At 66.1% G+C, this 17,470-nt stretch carries 16 protein-coding genes and 1 tRNA gene; 9 read left to right on the top strand and 8 right to left on the bottom strand.

The window, feature by feature from the left end; translation table 11 throughout:
• Window positions 1–66 precede the first annotated feature (66 nt).
• Window positions 67–1,503 carry an NADP-dependent phosphogluconate dehydrogenase gene (gndA, locus tag ACZYX4_RS11355; RefSeq protein WP_463875897.1) on the bottom strand — a complete coding sequence of 479 codons (1,437 nt, stop codon included), beginning with the start codon at window positions 1,501–1,503 and terminating at the stop codon, window positions 67–69.
• 238 nt (window positions 1,504–1,741) lie between these two features.
• Between gndA and ACZYX4_RS11350 the strand changes: the two genes are divergently transcribed.
• Complete coding sequence (locus ACZYX4_RS11350) at window positions 1,742–2,470, top strand: FadR/GntR family transcriptional regulator (RefSeq protein ID WP_463875895.1); 729 nt, start codon at window positions 1,742–1,744, stop codon at window positions 2,468–2,470.
• Between the two features lie 229 nt (window positions 2,471–2,699).
• Here the strand turns inward: ACZYX4_RS11350 and ACZYX4_RS11345 are convergent, their stop codons facing one another.
• Window positions 2,700–2,990 (bottom strand): hypothetical protein, encoded by a 291-nt coding sequence (locus tag ACZYX4_RS11345; RefSeq protein ID WP_463875893.1) that lies wholly within the window; start codon window positions 2,988–2,990, stop codon window positions 2,700–2,702.
• Window positions 2,991–3,143: 153 nt separating this feature from the next.
• On the opposite strand from ACZYX4_RS11345, the gene ACZYX4_RS11340 reads away from it, so the two are divergent.
• The gene (locus ACZYX4_RS11340; RefSeq protein WP_463875891.1) at window positions 3,144–4,115 is read left to right on the top strand and encodes an SDR family oxidoreductase; all 972 of its coding nucleotides are present in this window, start codon (window positions 3,144–3,146) and stop codon (window positions 4,113–4,115) included.
• 310 nt (window positions 4,116–4,425) lie between these two features.
• On the opposite strand, the gene ACZYX4_RS11335 is transcribed toward ACZYX4_RS11340, so the two are convergent.
• Entirely contained in the window at window positions 4,426–4,878 is a 453-nt protein-coding gene (locus ACZYX4_RS11335) for a MarR family winged helix-turn-helix transcriptional regulator (protein WP_463875889.1), read from the bottom strand.
• 178 nt (window positions 4,879–5,056) lie between these two features.
• Between ACZYX4_RS11335 and ACZYX4_RS11330 the strand changes: the two genes are divergently transcribed.
• Complete coding sequence (locus ACZYX4_RS11330) at window positions 5,057–5,875, top strand: bacteriorhodopsin-like (protein WP_463875887.1); 819 nt, start codon at window positions 5,057–5,059, stop codon at window positions 5,873–5,875.
• A gap of 112 nt (window positions 5,876–5,987) precedes the next feature.
• Here the strand turns inward: ACZYX4_RS11330 and ACZYX4_RS11325 are convergent.
• From ACZYX4_RS11325 to ACZYX4_RS11310, 4 genes are all read right to left on the bottom strand, one after another.
• Window positions 5,988–6,063 (bottom strand) — tRNA-Val (locus ACZYX4_RS11325).
• A 91-nt stretch (window positions 6,064–6,154) separates the two neighbouring features.
• Complete coding sequence (locus tag ACZYX4_RS11320) at window positions 6,155–7,048, bottom strand: NAD-dependent protein deacetylase (protein WP_463875885.1); 894 nt, start codon at window positions 7,046–7,048, stop codon at window positions 6,155–6,157.
• Window positions 7,049–7,079: 31 nt separating this feature from the next.
• On the bottom strand, window positions 7,080–7,598 hold the full coding sequence (locus tag ACZYX4_RS11315; RefSeq protein ID WP_463875883.1) for a peroxiredoxin: 519 nt from the start codon (window positions 7,596–7,598) through the stop codon (window positions 7,080–7,082).
• Entirely contained in the window at window positions 7,595–8,011 is a 417-nt protein-coding gene (locus ACZYX4_RS11310; protein WP_459317609.1) for a DUF3052 domain-containing protein, read from the bottom strand. The genes ACZYX4_RS11315 and ACZYX4_RS11310 overlap by 4 nt, the downstream gene beginning before the upstream one ends.
• Window positions 8,012–8,408: 397 nt before the next feature.
• Between ACZYX4_RS11310 and aceE the strand changes: the two genes are divergently transcribed.
• The 6 genes from aceE to fabF all read left to right on the top strand — a co-directional run bounded on the left by aceE (window position 8,409) and on the right by fabF (window position 16,425).
• Window positions 8,409–11,189, top strand: coding sequence for a pyruvate dehydrogenase (acetyl-transferring), homodimeric type (gene aceE / locus ACZYX4_RS11305; protein ID WP_463875881.1), 2,781 nt, complete (start codon window positions 8,409–8,411; stop codon window positions 11,187–11,189).
• 158 nt (window positions 11,190–11,347) lie between these two features.
• Window positions 11,348–12,592, top strand: coding sequence for a PucR family transcriptional regulator (locus ACZYX4_RS11300; protein WP_463875879.1), 1,245 nt, complete (start codon window positions 11,348–11,350; stop codon window positions 12,590–12,592).
• Window positions 12,593–12,679: 87 nt separating this feature from the next.
• A complete protein-coding gene (locus ACZYX4_RS11295) occupies window positions 12,680–13,609 on the top strand; it encodes an ACP S-malonyltransferase (RefSeq protein WP_463875877.1) in 930 nt (309 codons plus the stop codon).
• The gene (locus ACZYX4_RS11290; protein ID WP_463875875.1) at window positions 13,606–14,667 is read left to right on the top strand and encodes a beta-ketoacyl-ACP synthase III; all 1,062 of its coding nucleotides are present in this window, start codon (window positions 13,606–13,608) and stop codon (window positions 14,665–14,667) included. The genes ACZYX4_RS11295 and ACZYX4_RS11290 overlap by 4 nt, the downstream gene beginning before the upstream one ends.
• A gap of 121 nt (window positions 14,668–14,788) precedes the next feature.
• Window positions 14,789–15,034 (top strand): acyl carrier protein, encoded by a 246-nt coding sequence (locus ACZYX4_RS11285; RefSeq protein ID WP_463875873.1) that lies wholly within the window; start codon window positions 14,789–14,791, stop codon window positions 15,032–15,034.
• 155 nt (window positions 15,035–15,189) lie between these two features.
• Complete coding sequence (fabF, locus tag ACZYX4_RS11280; protein ID WP_463875871.1) at window positions 15,190–16,425, top strand: beta-ketoacyl-ACP synthase II; 1,236 nt, start codon at window positions 15,190–15,192, stop codon at window positions 16,423–16,425.
• A 132-nt stretch (window positions 16,426–16,557) separates the two neighbouring features.
• Here the strand turns inward: fabF and ACZYX4_RS11275 are convergent, their stop codons facing one another.
• Window positions 16,558–17,061 (bottom strand): DUF3145 domain-containing protein, encoded by a 504-nt coding sequence (locus ACZYX4_RS11275; RefSeq protein ID WP_463875869.1) that lies wholly within the window; start codon window positions 17,059–17,061, stop codon window positions 16,558–16,560.
• Window positions 17,062–17,470: the final 409 nt, after the last annotated feature.

The raw sequence follows: 17,470 nt of genomic DNA, 5'->3' as shown, positions 1-17,470 counted from the left end.
GATACCGCCAACGGCCGGTGCTCCCAGAGTAACGGGGAGCCCCGGCCGCCGGCGTGGGTGGGGGAACTAGTGGGTGTCCACTGCCTCAATTTCAGACTTGTCCTCGCCCCAGAGGGTATGGAAAGTTCCTACGGCGTCGACGCGGCCATAGGTGTGCGCGCCGAAGAGGTCGCGCTGGCCCTGGATCACGGCGGCCGGCAGGCGCTTGCGGCGCAGGCCGTCGTAGTAGGCCAGCGAGGAGGAGAACACCGGCACCGGGATGCCGAGCTGGACCGCGGTCGAGACCACCCGGCGCCAGGCCGGGAGGACGTCGGCGATCGCCTGGGTGAAGGCCGGGGCGAACAGCAGGTTCGCAGGCTTCTCCGCCGCGGCGTAGGCCTTGGTGATCTCCTTGAGCAGTTCGGCGCGGATGATGCAGCCGCCGCGCCACAGGGAGGCGATCTCGTCGAGCTTGAGGTCCCAGCCGTATTCCGTGGCGGCCGAGGTGAGCATGTCCAGCCCCTGGGCATAGGAGACCAGCTTGGAGGCGTAGAGCGCCTGGCGGACATCCTCGACGAAGCTCTCGGGGATCTCGACGTCGGCTTCGCCGCCGGCGAGCAGGTCCTGGGCGAGCTTGCGCTGTTCCGTCTGGGAGGACAGCGCCCGGGCGAAGACTGATTCGGCGATCCCGGACGTCGGGGAACCCAGCTCGAGGGCGGAGATGACGGTCCAGCGGCCGGTGCCCTTCTGGCCGGCGGCGTCCACGACTACGTCGACGAACGGCTTGCCGGTCTTCGCGTCCACGTGGCCGAGGACCTCGGCGGAGATTTCGATCAGGAAGGAGGCGAGGTCGCCTTTGTTCCACTCCTGGAAAATCCTGGACTGCTCGGCAGGTTCGATCCCCGCGCCGGAGCGCAGCAGGTCGAAGGCTTCGCCGATGACCTGCATGTCGGCGTATTCGATGCCGTTGTGGACCATCTTGACGAAGTGGCCGGCGCCGTCGGTGCCGATCCAGGCGCAGCAGGGCTTGCCGTCGACGTGGGCGGCGATCTTTTCCAGCAGCGGACCCAGGGCGTTGTAGGACTCCTTGGAGCCGCCGGGCATGATCGAGGGGCCGTTGAGGGCGCCTTCCTCGCCGCCGGAGACGCCGATGCCGACGAAGTGCAGGTCCTTCGCCGCGAGCGCGGCTTCGCGGCGGCGGGTGTCCTCATAGTGGGAGTTGCCGGCGTCGATGATGATGTCGCCCGGTTCCAGGAGCGGCTCGAGCTGCTCGATCACGGAGTCGACCGGTTTGCCGGCCTTGACCATGATGAGCACGCGGCGCGGCTTCTCCAGGGAGTTGACGAGTTCCTGCAGGGTTTCCGTGCGGACGAAGTCGCCGTCCTGGCCGTGCTTGGCCAGCAGGGCATCGGTCTTCTCGACGGACCGGTTGTGCAGGGCAACGGTGAAGCCGTTCCGGGCCAGGTTGCGGGCGAGGTTGGCCCCCATCACCGCAAGGCCGGTGACACCGATGTGTGCTGACATCAAAACTCCAATTCATTTCTGTGCGACAGGTGCGGTTCGTCCCGCGCGGAAGGCGGAACTGTCTTCTTGGGATCAGTGGCTGTCAATAAACCATATGTATTTCCGCCGGTTGCTGGAAAGCAGTGCCCACGTGGCGGAATATGGCGCGTCACAAACAGTCTATGATTTCCGGCGTGCCGGCGCCTGTCCGGGCCGGAACGGAGGCTGGATCCGCGTCCGCCCCACTATGCTTGCGACTATGTCACCGTCCCTCCACCACCTCGCGATCGAGCACCTCGGCACCCGCATCGTCGCGGGCGAGCTCCCGCCCGGCCACATCATGCTGGCCGAGCACCTCGAAGACGAACTCAAGGTGTCCCGTTCGGTGGTCCGCGAGGCGGTGCGTGTGCTTCAGTCGCTCGGGCTGGTCGAAACCACCAAGCGGGTGGGTATCCGGGTGCTGCCGGCCAGCCGCTGGAACCCCTTCGACCCACAGGTGATCCGCTGGCGCCTCGCCGGCGAAGGCCGCGGCGCGCAGCTGCGCTCCCTCGCGGAGCTGCGCACGGCCGTCGAACCCGTGGCCGCCGAGCTGGCCGCCATGAACGCCCCGGAGGAGATCCGCCGCGAACTCGTGGAGGTCTCGCATGCAATGCGCGACGCCGGCCAGGCCGGGGACGTGCCGCGGTTCCTGGAGCTGGACATTCACTTCCATTCGCTGCTGCTCACCGGCTCCGGGAACGAGATGTTCGCCAACATGGTGGGCCAGGTGACTGAAACGCTGACCGGGCGTACGGTGCACGGCCTGATGCCGGACCACCCCCGCGACGCGGCGCTGCAGTGGCATGTGGACGTGGCTGAGGCGATCGCCGCCGGAAACCCCGCAGCAGCCCGCGAGGCCTCGGAGAAGATCATGCGGGACACCATCTCGGAAATGGAACCCGAATGGAAGGACCAGCCCAGGATGTTTGTTCCGGTCCAGCGGCCCTAGGACCGCCGGACCCTCCGGGCCAACATCGGGCCATGCCTTCACATAGCCGCGGTTACGCCATCGAATGGGCAGCCCTGCAGCCCGGACACGCCGCCGCGTGTTTCGCATTTTCCAATTATTCACGGTATATTCATATCAAGCCTTCCACCGCGGCATCCCCCAATAGTCGCGGTGGAAGGCTTTTCCAATCCCCCGGCACCTGCGGCACGCGGTGCCGGATATGCGGCGGCTATGCCGCGTCCGCGACCGCCTCCCGGAGCCGCCAGCCGCCGCCCAGGCCGTCCCGGATGATTTCCATTGTGGTGAGGGCAGACCCCGAATTACGGCCCAGTCTCGCCTGGACCTGCCAAACCTCGACGTCGACCCGGCTCAGCCCTTTGGGCATCCGCCGCTCTGCCTCCCACCAGCTCACCCGCTCGAACCAGCGGACAGGTTCCGCGCCGACAATCCATTCGCGGCCTGCGCGCAGCACCGTTTGGGGCCTTCCATCCGGGCCCGATTTCACCATGACGTGTTCCATGCCCGCAACACTAGGGCGGGGCTCCGACAATATCCGCGGCGCTGCTTCCCCGCCCGTGATCAGCCGCGGGCAGCAAGGCTTTCCAGGGGTTGGCCCGGTCGCCACCGCGGTGTCCTTTTGTTAGCCTCGGGACCAGCAGAAAGACGGCTCCTGATGTCGGATGAGGCGGCAGTCCTGGTCACCGGGGCCACGGGAAACATCGGCGGGGTCGTTGTGGCCCAATTGCTGGGCCGGGGGCGAAGAGTCCGTGCTGCTGGCCGCAGCACGGACTCGGTGAGGCGCGTCTTTGGGCAGCGGGGTGAGGCCGTGGCCCTCGACTTCACCGATGAGACGACCTGGCCCGCCGCATTCGAGGGGGTCCGTCAGGTATTCCTGATGCGCCCGCCGCACCTGGGCAGGCCGAAAACACAGATCATCCCCGCCCTGGCCTGCGCCCGCACCCACGGCGTCGACCAGCTGGTGTTTCTTTCCCCCCAGGTCGCGGAGAATAACAAGGCTGTCCCGCACGCTTCCATCGAAGCCTGGCTGCGCTCCTCCCGTGCCGCCTGGACCATCGTGCGGGCCTCTTTCTTCCACCCAAACCTGGCAACCACCCTCGCTACTGACATCAGGGACCGCGACGAGATCGTGGTCCCCGCGGGCCGGGGCGCAACCGCGTTCGTTGACGGCGAAGACGTCGGCGTCGGCGCAGCCGCCGCCCTGCTCGACCCCGCCGCGCACCTCCACGCCGCCTGGACCGGGACCGGGAACGAAGCGCTGACGCACGAACAGGTCGCCCGGGCAGGGCCGCAGTCACTGCGGCCACCTACGCCACCGCCCGGCTCGGGATGGCTGCGGGCCTCACCGATACCGTGGAGCACGTCCTGGGCCGAGAACCGATCACCTTCGCTGAATTCGCCCACCGGGAACGCGAGGTGTGGACCCCAGCCACCGGGTAGTCCGAATGGACAAGTCCTAATCGATGGCACCCATCTCTGGGTCCAGCAGGCGGGAGTACCGGCGGGAGGCGGACAAGATGGCCCGGTGGCCAAAAACGCAGCCGGCCGGGACGAACGGACTTGCCTCCCGCCAGAGCGCTTGAACCGCCGACGGCGCTGGCCCGGCCCGCCATCGTCGTTGCGGTGAGCGGGCCGCGGGGGCTCGCGGCGGGCTGGTGGATCCGCCGGGGACCTCTGACCCAGCTTTGAGCCCCACGCAACCATGGCCCTCGCACTCAGCGCGGGACTCGTCTCGGGTCGGGTTCCCGAGTCGCGCTGGGCGATGCTGCTCGCCCCGGCCGTGTCCGCCACGGTGTTCGAGGTCACCTGTCCCGGCGTGCTCGCGGCACAAAGGGCACCGGAACTCTGCCTGGCGGCACGGGGTCGAGGTCGTGTCTCGGCAAGGGACGGTTGCGATTTCTAACGGGCCGGAACGGCACGCACTGCTGGATGAAGCACTACATTCTTGTGCGCCGCGATACCTCTTCGGCGACGGTCAGGAGGGCTGCTTCGAACGCTGCCATTTCCTTCTTGGAGAGGCCCGTGGTGGATGCCGTGATCATCGCGTTGAACTGGGTGTGCATGTCCGCCACCACCGAATGCCCGTCGACAGTCAGCTCAAGGTAGAGGCTCCGACGGTCATTGGGATGGGCAAGCCGTTCCAGCCACCCCAGATTTACCAGTCGAGTTGAGATCGCCGTAATGGCTCCGGTGGTGAGTTCCATGTGTTCCGCAAGTTGCTTGGGTGTAACGCTGGCCTGCTCAGCAATCCAGAACAGCGCCCGCAGTTCACTAGGCGACAGACCATAGTCCATGGCGATCTTCTCGCGGTTCCGCTCAAGTGCTCGAACGAACCTGACGGCTGCATGGGGAAAGCCAGCGAGGGAGTGCGTTGTGCGTGGTGTTTCCACTCCAACCCCCTCCCGCTCCCGCTTGAGGTGCACATACCTCAGTTGTGAGAGTCTCTAGTTCAGTCCTAAGCACAGATCCCCTAGGCCATCTAGTAACTTACCCACTAAGTCAACTATACTTCAAATCCGGCCGGGTTCCTCGAAGACCACGCCCGGACACCACAACGATGGAGGATCCGTGATTCCCGACTCTCTAACAAATGGCCAATACGACACCGTCTACAATTTTCTGTCACTGGTCATCGCGTCACAGCTGTTCACGGCACTATTTCTGCTCATCGCGTTGCCGCGGATCCTGCCGCGTTACCGGCAGGCTATTACGGTGGCCATCGTGATCTGCGGCATCGCCACCTACCACTACTTCAGGATCTTTGACTCCTTCCGGGCATCGTTCGTGACCGACGCAGTGGGCGGCAAGGGTGACTACACGCAGGCAGTCGGCCAATCGTTCAACGAGGGATACCGCTACGTCGACTGGCTGCTGACAGTGCCGCTGCTGCTATTTGAACTCATTGCAGTTCTTGCGCTCGCGCGATCGGCACAGAAACGGCTCATCCGGCAACTCATCCCGGCTGCCGCACTCATGATCATCCTCGGCTACCCGGGCGAAATCAGCGGCGACAACAGCATCCGCGTACTCTTCGGTCTGCTCTCGACCATCCCGTTCGTGTACATCCTTTACGTCCTGTTCGTGCAACTCACTAAGTCCCTGGGCAATCAGCCCGTCGCGGTACGGGGATACCTCAGCCGACTGCGCTTCCTCCTCCTTGCGAGTTGGATTGTGTACCCCATCGCGTATTTTCTCCCATTACTGAACATCGCGGGCGCGGAGGCCTGGGTGTTCAAGCAGGTTGGCTACTCCGTCGCTGACATTGCGGCGAAGGCGGTCTACGGGCTCATCATCTTCCACGTTGCTCGCGTGAAGTCGTACGAAGACGATCCGGAGTTCGCAATGATCGAAATGTCGAAAGAAGATGCCGTGGCAATCCAGAAGTAGCCCATCACGGTCGCCATGGCCTGCCACTGCAGATAACGGGGCCTGTAACCTGGAAGAACAAAGCAAAAAACCCTGCCATGAGGCCTTCCGGCCTGCACTGGCAGGGTTTTGCTGGTGGGTCCTACCGGGATCGAACCGATGACATCCACGGTGTAAACGTGGCGCTCTACCAGCTGAGCTAAAGACCCAAAGCGCGGATTCCGCGCTTCCGCGCTTGAACCAACGAACAGTTACTGTACCGGATGAACCCGGCGGAGCGCCAATCGACCCCCGGACGGCTCAGAGCGGCGGGAGCTCGGCGGCGAGCCAGGTGAGGGCTTCGCTGACGCCGGCGTGGAGCTTGATGGTGGCGAGCTCGTCCCCGCGGGTCTGGCCCCGGTTGATGATGACAACGGGCTTCCCGTGTTTGGCCGCGTGCCGGGCGAACCGCAGTCCACTCATCACCGTCAGCGAGGAGCCGGCAACCACGAGGGCACCGGCCTCATCCACCATCGCGTAGGAGCGTTCCACCCGGTCTTTGGGGACATTCTCGCCGAAGTAGACGAAATCCGGTTTGAGCGTGCCGCCGCAGGCCGGGCAGTGGGCCACGACAAAACTCTCGATCAGGTCCTCGTCCTCGACTGTGGCGTCGGCGTCCGGAGCCATTTCGACCACACCGGCGGCCAGGGCCCGTTCCAGGAAGCCGGGGTTGAGTTCCGCCAGCACCCCCGCCAGCAGCGTCCGGCTGTAACGCCGGTGGCAGGCGAGGCAGACCACCTGGTCAAAACGGCCGTGCAGGTCCACCACATTGACGCTGCCGGCGTCCTCATGCAGCCGGTCCACGTTCTGGGTGATGAGTCCGGTCAGCAGCCCGCGGTGCTCCAGCCGGGCGACGGCGGCGTGGCCGTCGTTGGGGTCGGCCCGGCGCAGCTGGGACCAGCCGATGTGGTTGCGGGCCCAGTAACGGCGGCGGTTGTCCGGCTCGCCGATGAATTCCTGGTACGTCATGGGCGCCCGGGGCGCGGCGCCCGGTCCGCGGTAATCGGGGATGCCGGAGTCGGTGCTCAGGCCGGCACCGGTCAGCAGCGCGAACCGCTCCCCCGCCAGAATGCCGTGGATTTCCTGCAGGACCTCAAGATCATCACCGGCCGGTTCCGCGGCAGGGACCGGGGGCAGGCTGGCAAAGCCAGTCATGCCGATCCCGGGCCGCCGCGTCCTCACCGCGTCAGTTCCCTGCGAGTCCCGCCAGGGCGGCGCGGTAGGCGGCGAACTCCCGGGCCTGGCCGCGGGGGTTCACCACCACGTAACGCACGGTTCCACCCGCGTCGATGATGAAGGTTCCACGCTTTGCCATGCCGCTTCCGGGATCGAACACCCCGTATTGCTCGGCGACGGCACCATGCGGCCAGAAGTCTGCCAGCAGGTCGAAGGCATAGCCTTCCTTCTCCGCGTAGGCCCGCTGGGCGAACTTGCTGTCCACTGAGACACCCAGCACGACGGCGTTGGCATCCTCGAACAGCGCCAGATTGTCCCGGATTTCACACAGCTCTCCCGTGCAGATGCCGGAGAAGGCGAACGGGAAGAACACCAGGACGACGTTGCGTCCCCGGAGTTCTGAAAGCCTCACGGGTTCGCCGTACTGGTTCAGCAGCTCGAAATCCGGTGCTGCCTCCCCGACGGCGGGCCCGCCCCGCAGGTCAGTTGCCTGGTCCGCGGTGGTGCGAACCGCTCCGGCTTGGGTCACTTGTTCTTCCGAGTGACCCGGGTGGCGCTCCAGTCCTTGGAGACGCCCGCGGAGGTGGTGTAGTGCAGGCCTGCGGTGGGTGCGGCATCCTGGATGTCCGCCGGTGAAACGTAGCCCACGCGGCCGGATTTGGGGGTCAGCACCCAGATAACGCCGCCCTCAGCCAGTGTGGTCAGCGAGTCGACCAGGGTGTCCACGAGGTCGCCATCGCCGGTCCGCCACCAAAGAATGACGGCGTCGACTACCTCGTGATCGTCCTCATCGAAGAGTTCCGAGCCGGTGAGATCTTCGATGTCATCACGCAAATCGAAGTCGACGTCATCGTCATAACCGAATTCCTGAATCAGGTCCCCGGTTTTGAAACCCAGTTTTTCCGCCACATTTACCGAAGTGGCGGCGTCGGCCTCGCTCACGTGTTGCTCCTATGCTTGATGTTTTCAAAACCTCTAGTGATTTCCATTACTCCAAGCCAACACCCTTTGCGCCTGCGCTTCAAGCTGTTGGCCCCGCGATCCGCCATATTCTGCGTCACACACGGCAATCCGGGCACCGCCGGGCGGCACGTCGTCACACGTCCAGTATGCCGGTCAAATACGGCTGGACCCCCATGCGAGCGCTACGCATCCCCGAGCTGTCACAGCTAGAGTGGCTGATGACGACTGCGCCCGCGAGGGCGAACGCTCCGCTGACGCTGGCGGGCACAGTCGTGAATGGACCTTGCCCGGCGCACATGACCGGGCAGTTGTAACCGAGACGTCGCACACGTCGCGTTCACGCCAGGCAGCAACCCTGCCGGGGCTGAGGGCGCCGATGAATGCGCTCAAAGAGAGGTTGGACGTGGCTGCAGGAGAAGAGACCTCCCATATCCTTAGCGGGTTGACTAACCAGCTGCCTGATCGTGATCCGGAAGAGACCGCCGAGTGGCTGGAGTCCCTGGATACGCTGATTCAGGAACAGGGCACCGAGCGTGCCCAGTACATAATGCGCAGCCTGCTCCAGCGGGCCGGCGCGCAGTCCGTGGGTGTTCCGATGGTCACGACCACGGACTACGTCAACACGATCCCGGTGGACCAGGAAGCCCCGTTCCCCGGGAACGAGGAGATCGAGCGGAAGTACCGGGCGTGGCTGCGCTGGAATGCCGCGGTCATGGTGCACCGGGCGCAGCGGGCCGATATCGGCGTCGGCGGCCACATCTCCACCTACGCCGGGGCCGCGACCCTGTACGAGGTCGGGTTCAACCACTTCTTCCGCGGCAAGGACCACCCCGGTGGCGGTGACCAGATCTTCTTCCAGGGCCATGCCTCCCCCGGCATGTACGCCCGGGCGTTCATGGAAGGCCGGCTGACCGAGGAGGACCTGGACGGGTTCCGGCAGGAGAAATCCAAGGAAGGCCACGCCCTTTCCTCCTACCCGCACCCGCGGCTGATGCCCGAGTTCTGGGAGTTCCCCACAGTCTCGATGGGCATCGGGCCGATGAACGCGATCTACCAGGCCCAGTCCAACCGGTACCTGCACAACCGCGGGATCAAGGACACCTCCGACCAGCAGGTCTGGGCGTTCCTGGGCGACGGGGAAATGGACGAGCCCGAGTCCCGCGGCCTGCTCCAGCTCGCCGCGAACGACAAGCTCGACAACCTCAACTTCGTGATCAACTGCAACCTCCAGCGCCTCGACGGGCCCGTGCGCGGCAACGGCAAGATCATGCAGGAACTCGAGGCGTTCTTCCGCGGCGCGGGCTGGAACGTCATCAAGGTCGTCTGGGGCCGGGAGTGGGACGAGTTGCTGGCCAGGGACGAGGACGGCTCGCTCGTGAAGATCATGAACGAAACCGTCGACGGCGACTACCAGACCTACAAGGCCGAGTCCGGCGCGTTTGTCCGCGAGCACTTCTTCGGGCAGACCCCGCAGACCAAGGAAATGGTCCAGGACCTGACCGACGACCAGATCTGGAACCTCAAGCGCGGCGGCCACGACTACAACAAGGTCTTCGCCGCGTACAAGGCAGCGTCCGAATTCAAGGGCAAACCCACCGTCATCCTGGCCCACACGGTCAAGGGCTACGGCCTGGGCACCCACTTCGAGGCCCGCAACGCCACACACCAGATGAAGAAGCTCACCCTCGCGGATCTCAAGGCCTTCCGCGACCACCTGCGCATCCCCATCACCGACGACCAGCTCGAAGCGGACCTCTACCGGCCCCCGTACTACCACCCCGGCATGGACTCCCCCGAGATCCAGTACCTCATGGAACGCCGCCGCGCCCTCGGCGGCTTCGTCCCCGAACGCCGCTCCAAGCACACCGACGTCACCCTCCCGGGCGAGAAGGTCTACGAAGTCGCGAACCGCGGCTCCGGCAAGCAGCTGGCAGCCACCACCATGGCCTTCGTCCGCCTGCTCAAGGACCTCATGCGGGACAAGGAATTCGGCCAGCGGATCGTTCCGATCATCCCCGACGAGGCCCGCACCTTCGGTATGGACGCGTTCTTCCCGACGGCGAAGATCTACAACCCGAACGGCCAGAACTACCTGTCCGTGGACCGCGAGCTCGTCCTGGCGTACAAGGAGTCCATCTCCGGCCAGATTGTGCACGCCGGTATCAATGAGGCCGGTTCGGTGGCGGCCTTCACCGCCGCGGGCACGTCCTACTCCACCCACGGCGAACCGCTGATCCCGATCTACGTCTTCTACTCGATGTTCGGTTTCCAGCGCACGGGTGATTCCTTCTGGGCCGCCGCGGACCAGATGACCCGCGGGTTCATCATCGGCGCCACCGCCGGCCGCACCACCCTGACCGGAGAGGGCCTGCAGCACGCCGACGGGCACTCCCCGATCCTGGCCGCAACCAACCCGGCCGTCGTCACGTACGACCCGGCCTACGGCTATGAGATCGGCGTCATCATGCGCGACGGCCTCAACCGCATGTATGGTCCGGGCCTGGCGGACAACGACCCTTCGCGGAACGTGATGTACTACATCACCGTCTACAACGAGCCGATCTCCCAGCCGCCAGCACCGGCGGAGCTGGACGTTGAGGGCATCATCAAGGGCATCTACCTGCTGGCGCCGGCCAAGATTGACGGCCCGCGCACGCAGATCCTTGCCTCCGGTGTGTCCGTTCCGTGGGCCCTGCAGGCCCAGCGGGTCCTGGCCGAGGACTGGGGCGTTTCCGCCGACGTCTGGTCGGTGACGTCCTGGACAGAACTGCGCCGCGACGCCATGGCCGCGGAGGAAGAGGCCTTCCTCAACCCCGGCCAGCCGGCCCGCGTCCCGTTCGTCACCGAACAGCTCGCCGGCGCAACCGGACCGATTGTGGCCGTGACGGACTACATGAAGGCCGTGCCGGACCAGATCCGCCAGTTCCTGCCGAACGAGTTCGCCTCGCTCGGCGCCGACGGCTTCGGCTTCTCCGACACCCGCGCCGCAGCCCGCCGCTTCTTCAAAAACGACATCCACTCCGTGGTTGTCCGTTCGCTGCAGATGCTGGCCCGCCGCGGCGAGGTGGATGCCCAGGCTCCGGCCCAGGCGATCGAGAAGTACCGCCTGCACAACGTCAACGCCGGCACCACCGGCAACGCCGGCGGCGACTCCTAGGGTCATCCCGGCAAATACGACGGCGGTCCCCACCGAGAGGCGGGGGCCGCCGTCGGCGTTTAAGCCCCGGTCCCGTTTCAGCACTGTGATCCAGCACAAAGTGCGTTGTAGCCTTCGCACAAATGGAGCTTGGGCGGCAGGCCCCGTATGCTCGATGCATGGCCGAGCCGATCACCACGCCCGCAATACGCAAGCCCGCCAAGGCGGCGATGTCTCCGGAGAAGGTTGACACCCTCAAGAAGCTACGGGCGAGCGTCGGCCAGCTCTCCACGACGACACTGCGCCAGCTCGAGAAATCCTTGCCGTGGTACAGCCGGCTTAATTCCGACGAGCGCTCAGCCCTGGGCATGGTGGCCCAGAACGGCATCGCCGCCTTCGTCACCTGGTACGAGCGCCCCAGTTCGCCGTCGTGGATTCTGTCCGACGTTTTCGGCACGGCACCGACTGAACTCACCCGCTCCATCAGCCTGCAAAAGGCCCTCCAGCTGATCCGGATCGTCGTGGAGGTGGTGGAGGACCAGGTACCCGTGATCGCTCCGGAAGCGGACCAGGGCGCGCTGCGCGAGGCGGTGTTGCGGTACTCCCGGGAGGTGGCTTTCGCTGCCGCTGACGTGTACGCCCGTGCTGCCGAAACCCGCGGTTCGTGGGACACCCGGCTGGAGGCGCTGATTGTGGATGCAATCCTGCGGGGCGAAAACACCGATGCCCTGCGGTCCCGGATTGCCGCGCTCGGCTGGAAGGCGCAGGAGCGCTTCACCGTTATGGTCGGCAATTCACCGTCGGAACCGAACGCCAGCTACGTCAGCGAACTGCGCCGCACGGCCGGCCGGTTCGCCGAAGACGCCCTCGTCGGGATCCAGGGCGACCGGCTCATCCTCATCCTCGGCGGGGTCCACGACCGCGAAACCGCCTACCTGAAGCTTGCCGAGCTCTTCGCGCCGGGCCCGGTGGTCTACGGCGCCGAAGCGGGTTCCCTGCTGGAGGCCAGCGGCTCCGCCCAGTCCGCGTTCGCCGGGCTGACCGCCGCCCGCGCCTGGCCCGCCGCACCGCGCCCGGTCGCGGCCGATGACCTCCTGCCGGAGCGTGTGATCTCCGGTGACGATGCCGCCCGGCGCTGCCTCGTCAAGAACATCTACCGGCCCCTGCTCGCGGCCTCGAACGGCCTGGTCGAGACCCTTGGCGCCTACCTCGAACTGGGCCATTCGCTCGAGGCAACGGCCCGCGAACTCTTCGTCCATGCCAACACCGTGCGCTACAGGCTCAAGCGCGTCTGTGACGTCACAGGCTGGGATCCGCTGTTGCCGCGGGAGGCCTTTGTGCTCCAGACCGCCCTCGTCGTCGGCCGGCTTGCGGCCCCGCCGAAGCCCGCCACGGAACGGCAGCCTTCGCGGAACAGCTCCTGAAAAGTTGTAGACTTCCTACAAATTGACCCTGTGAGCTTGGTGCATGAATGCACCGATATTCTCGCCGTAGTTTGGAAAGCTGGATACGTGCTTGCAATCGTCTGCCCTGGACAGGGCTCCCAGACCCCTGGTTTCCTCGCCCCCTGGCTGGAACTGCCTCCCGTCGCGGGCCGACTGGCCGCCCTCAGCGAAATCGCAGGTATCGACCTCGCTGCCCACGGAACAACCTCCGATGAGGAGACCATCAAGGACACCGCGGTTGCGCAGCCGCTGATCGTCGCGGCCGGACTGGTGGCGGCGGCGTCCCTGTTCGACGTCGAGCTCGGCACCCTGCCGGTCATCCTCGCCGGCCACTCCGTCGGCGAAATCACGGCCTCAGCCCTGGCCGGTGTACTGACGGAAACCGAAGCGATGACCTTCGTCCGCGAACGCGCCAACAGTATGGCGGCTGCCGCTGCGGCCACTCCGACCGGCATGAGCGCCGTTGTCGGCGGCGACCCGGCGGAGGTCCTGGCGGCGATCGAGGCCTGCGGTGCCACGGCAGCCAACGTCAACGGCGCCGGCCAGACCGTCGCGGCCGGAACCCTGGACCAGCTCAAGGCCCTCGCGGAGAACCCTCCGGCCAAGGCGCGCGTCATCCCGCTGAAGGTCGCCGGAGCGTTCCACACCCGGCACATGTCCCCCGCCGTCGCGGCGCTGCAGGCCCTCCGGCCCACGCTGCACCCGCGGAACCCGCAGGTCCCCCTGCTCTCCAACTTCGACGGCGCGGAAGTCACCGATGGTGCCGCCGCCGTCGAGAGCCTGATCGCCCAGGTGTCCCGCCCGGTCCGCTGGGACCTCTGCATGGAATCGCTTGTGAAACGCGGCGTGACCGGCGTGATTGAACTGGCTCCGGCCGGGACGCTTGCCGGCCTCGCCAAGCGCGGCATGCCGGGTGTGAAAACCGTAACTGTCAAGACTCCGGATGACCTGTCCGCCGCCCTGGCCCTATTCGCAGAACTGGAAGGACAGGCATGAGTGTGCCCACGTTGAAGCAGGCCCCCCTGCACGAGAACACCCGCATCATGGGAGTCGGCGCCTACCGGCCCGACGTGATCGTCACCAACGATGACGTCTGCCAGTGGATCGACTCCTCTGACGAGTGGATCCGCCAGCGCACCGGCATCATCACCCGGCACCGCGCCCCCGCCGACGTCAGCGTGATCGACATGGCCGAGGGCGCTGCCCGCGAGGCCCTGCAGAAGGCCGGCATCGAGGCCTCCCAGCTCGGCGCCGTCATCATCTCCACAGTGACGCACCCCTACGCGACCCCGTCTGCCGCTTCCAGCCTCGCCGACCGGCTCGGCGCGACGCCGGCTCCGGCCTTTGATATCTCCGCGGCGTGCGCCGGGTACTGCTACGGCATCGCCCAGGCCGACGCGCTGGTCCGCTCCGGCGCGGCCGACTACGTCCTCGTGGTCGGTGCGGAAAAGCTCTCCGACGTCATCGACAACACCGAGCGCAGCATCTCCTTCCTGCTCGGCGACGGCGCCGGCGCCGTGGTGATCGGCCCCTCCGACACCCCGGGCATCGGACCGTCGGTGTGGGGCTCGGACGGCAGCAAGTGGAACGCGATCGGCATGACCAACTCCATGCTGGACCTCCGCGAGCTCACTACTGCGGGCAAGCAGGGCGGCGGGCTGAGCGCCGAGGAAGCCGCCGTCACCGACGCGGCGCTCTGGCCGACCCTGCGCCAGGACGGCCAGACAGTGTTCCGCTGGGCCGTCTGGGAGATGGCCAAAGTCGCCCAGCAGGCTCTCGACGTTGCCGGCATCAGCGCCGATGACCTCGCAGCCTTTATCCCGCACCAGGCAAACATGCGGATCATCGACGAGATGGCCAAGAAGCTGAAACTGCCCGAGCACGTCATCGTCGCGCGGGACATTGCCGACGCCGGCAACACCTCCGCAGCCTCCATCCCCCTGGCCACCCACCGCCTGCTGCAGGAAAACCCGCAGCTCAGCGGCGGGCTTGCCCTGCAGATCGGCTTCGGTGCCGGGCTGGTCTTCGGTGCCCAGGTGATCGTGCTTCCGTAGGCGTCCTCATCTCCCCCAGCTTTAAATCCCACAGCAAACCGAACCCTCGGTTTGAACCATTTACGCCCGAAGCTGCCGGCACACCGGCAGCCCACGGCAATCACAAGAAAAGGAGCCATCAATGGCTAGCAACGAAGAGATCCTGGCCGGCCTGGCTGAAATCGTCAACGAAGAGACTGGTCTGGCCACCGAGGCGGTCGAAATGGACAAGTCCTTCACCGAGGACCTGGACATCGACTCCATCTCGATGATGACGATCGTCGTCAACGCCGAAGAGAAGTTCGGTGTGCGCATCCCGGACGAAGAGGTCAAGAACCTCAAGACCGTCGGCGATGCCGTCAGCTTCATCTCCAGCGCACAGGCCTAATTTCGGCCCCGGCCGGTCCGGGGGCGCAATCGCACCTCCGGACCGCGCCATGTGCAGCACCATCCAGCGCACCACCTTAGAGTTTTTCAAACGCAGGCCCCGGCAACCTTTCCCAAGTCCCGGACACGGCAGGCGCACCGACAGAGAGTGATCCCATGGCACGCAAAGTAGTCATTACCGGTCTGGGTGCCACCACACCCATCGGCGGCGATGTCCCCACAATGTGGAAGAATGCGCTGAAGGGCGTCTCCGGAGCGCATACGCTCGAGGACGACTGGGTGGCCAAGTACGAACTGCCCGTCCACTTTGCCGCCCGCGCTTCCACCCCCGCGACCGAGGTCCTGAGCCGGGTCGAAGCCAAGCGCATGGACCCGTCCACGCAGTTCGCCGTTGTCGCCGCCCGCGAGGCCTGGGCCGACGCCGGCATCACCGAGGTCGACCACGACCGCCTGGCCGTGGCTTTCGCCACCGGCATCGGCGGCGTCTGGACCCTCCTGGACGCCTGGGACACCCTGCGCGAAAAGGGCCCCCGCCGCGTCCTGCCCATGACCGTGCCCATGCTGATGCCCAACGGCCCGGCTGCGGCAGTCAGCCTTGACCTGGGTGCCCGCGCCGGCGCCCATACCCCCGTCTCCGCCTGCGCGTCCGGCACCGAGGCCGTTCACATGGGCCTGGACCTGATCCGCTCCGGCAAGGCCGACGTCGTCGTCTGTGGTGGCGCCGAAGCCGCCATCCACCCGATGCCGATCGCCGCGTTCGCCTCCATGCACGCACTCTCGCGCCGCAACGACGATCCCGAACACGCCTCACGGCCCTACGACCTTGGCCGCGACGGCTTTGTCATGGGCGAGGGCGCCGGCGCCTTGGTGCTGGAGGCCGAGGAGCACGCCCTGGCCCGCGGCGCCCGGATTTACGCCGAACTTGCCGGCACGTCGGTCACCGCCGACGCCTACCACATCACCGCCCCGGACCCCCAGGGCCTGGGCGCCACCCGGGCGCTGAAGGCTGCCATGTTCGACGGCCGGATGCAGCCGGAGGACGTCGTGCACGTCAACGCGCACGCCACCTCCACGCCGGTCGGCGACAAGCCCGAGTACGCGGCCCTCAAGGCCGCCCTGGGCAAGCAGCTGGACAGCGTCGCAGTCTCAGCCACCAAGTCGCAGATGGGGCACCTGCTGGGCGCTTCCGGTGCGGTCGAAGCCGTCCTGACCGTCATGGCCATCTACGACCGCAAGGCGCCCGTGACCATCAACCTTGAGAACCAGGATCCGGAGATCCCGCTCGACGTCGTCACGACGGCCCGTGAACTGCCGTCCGGCAGCATTTCGGCGCTGAGCAACTCCTTCGGCTTCGGCGGCCACAATGCCGTGATCGCGGTGCGGAGCATCTAGCTCCCGCCACCCCGTCCACGCCGGAATGACAGATGGCGGCAATGTTCTTCGTGAACATTGCCGCCATCTGTCGTTTGGCACCGCCATGGAATGTGCTGCAGCGGGACGCTGCGGCCTAGCCGACCTGGTGTTCTAGCCGACCTGGTGGAGCCAGCGCACCGGTGCGCCTTCGGCGGCGTGCCGGAAGGGCTCGAGTTCCTCGTCCCAGGCCTCGCCGAGGGCGAGGGAGAGCTCGTGGTAGACCGCTGAGGCGTCGCCGGCACCGGATTCGTAGGCGTAGCGGATACGGTCCTCGGAGACCATGATGTTGCCGTGCACGTCCGTGGCAGCGTGGAAAATACCCAGCTCCGGCGTGTGCGACCAGCGGCCGCCGTCAACGCCCTGGCTGGGCTCTTCCGTGACCTCGTAGCGCAAGTGCGCCCAGCCCCGGAGAGCGGACGCCAATTGGGCCCCCGTGCCCGGGTTTCCGGTCCACGACAGCTCGGCCCGGAACATTCCGGGCGCAGCAGGCTGAGCAGTCCACTCAAGATCCGTCCGCTTGTCCACAACAGAACCTATGGCCCACTCAACGTGGGGGCACAGGGCAGTTGGGGCCGAGTGAACGAACAACACACCGCGGGTCAGTGCAACAGACATTCCATCCTCCATAGCTGTAGGTACGTCTTCCCCAACGACCTCTGCCTGGATGTCCGTCTGTTGCGCAGGTCCGCCGTGATACGGGTGGTCCTTGCCAGACTATTAAGCTAGTGCCCGGTTCCTCGGTGGAGCTCAATGCTCAAGAGCATCAAGCGACACGTGAAAGTTGCCGGGCGCGCTTCTTATTGTGCCGTACGCCTCCTCATTGCGCCAGTGTGGTCCGGCGCGCCTTCCCCGGCGCGCCGCACGGCGTGCGATATAGGCCATGCCGGTCGGCAGGGCCGGCCCCCACGGGCCAGGCTTAGCCTTGATCCACCGATGAGGCTTGGGTCGTCTCCGGCGTTTTAAACACGAAATGCCCATCTTTTCAGCGAAAATTGGACTTGCGACAGAACACTTTTTGCTGAAG

It is taken from the genome of Pseudarthrobacter leeuwenhoeki, assembly GCF_055412885.1.
The sequence above is the reverse complement of the archived record's forward strand: the minus strand, read 5'-3'. Positions and strand labels throughout refer to the sequence as shown.

What these genes read in the sequence shown, in the direction of transcription:
- gndA (WP_463875897.1), bottom strand. Translation starts at nt 1,503, where the DNA reads ATGTCAGCACACATCGGTGTCACCGGCCTTGCGGTGATGGGGGCCAAC.
- ACZYX4_RS11350 (WP_463875895.1), top strand. Translation starts at nt 1,742, where the DNA reads ATGTCACCGTCCCTCCACCACCTCGCGATCGAGCACCTCGGCACCCGC.
- ACZYX4_RS11345 (WP_463875893.1), bottom strand. Translation starts at nt 2,990, where the DNA reads ATGGAACACGTCATGGTGAAATCGGGCCCGGATGGAAGGCCCCAAACG.
- ACZYX4_RS11340 (WP_463875891.1), top strand. Translation starts at nt 3,144, where the DNA reads ATGTCGGATGAGGCGGCAGTCCTGGTCACCGGGGCCACGGGAAACATC.
- ACZYX4_RS11320 (WP_463875885.1), bottom strand. Translation starts at nt 7,048, where the DNA reads ATGACTGGCTTTGCCAGCCTGCCCCCGGTCCCTGCCGCGGAACCGGCC.
- aceE (WP_463875881.1), top strand. Translation starts at nt 8,409, where the DNA reads ATGAATGCGCTCAAAGAGAGGTTGGACGTGGCTGCAGGAGAAGAGACC.
- ACZYX4_RS11300 (WP_463875879.1), top strand. Translation starts at nt 11,348, where the DNA reads ATGGCCGAGCCGATCACCACGCCCGCAATACGCAAGCCCGCCAAGGCG.
- ACZYX4_RS11290 (WP_463875875.1), top strand. Translation starts at nt 13,606, where the DNA reads ATGAGTGTGCCCACGTTGAAGCAGGCCCCCCTGCACGAGAACACCCGC.
- ACZYX4_RS11285 (WP_463875873.1), top strand. Translation starts at nt 14,789, where the DNA reads ATGGCTAGCAACGAAGAGATCCTGGCCGGCCTGGCTGAAATCGTCAAC.
- fabF (WP_463875871.1), top strand. Translation starts at nt 15,190, where the DNA reads ATGGCACGCAAAGTAGTCATTACCGGTCTGGGTGCCACCACACCCATC.
- ACZYX4_RS11275 (WP_463875869.1), bottom strand. Translation starts at nt 17,061, where the DNA reads ATGTCTGTTGCACTGACCCGCGGTGTGTTGTTCGTTCACTCGGCCCCA.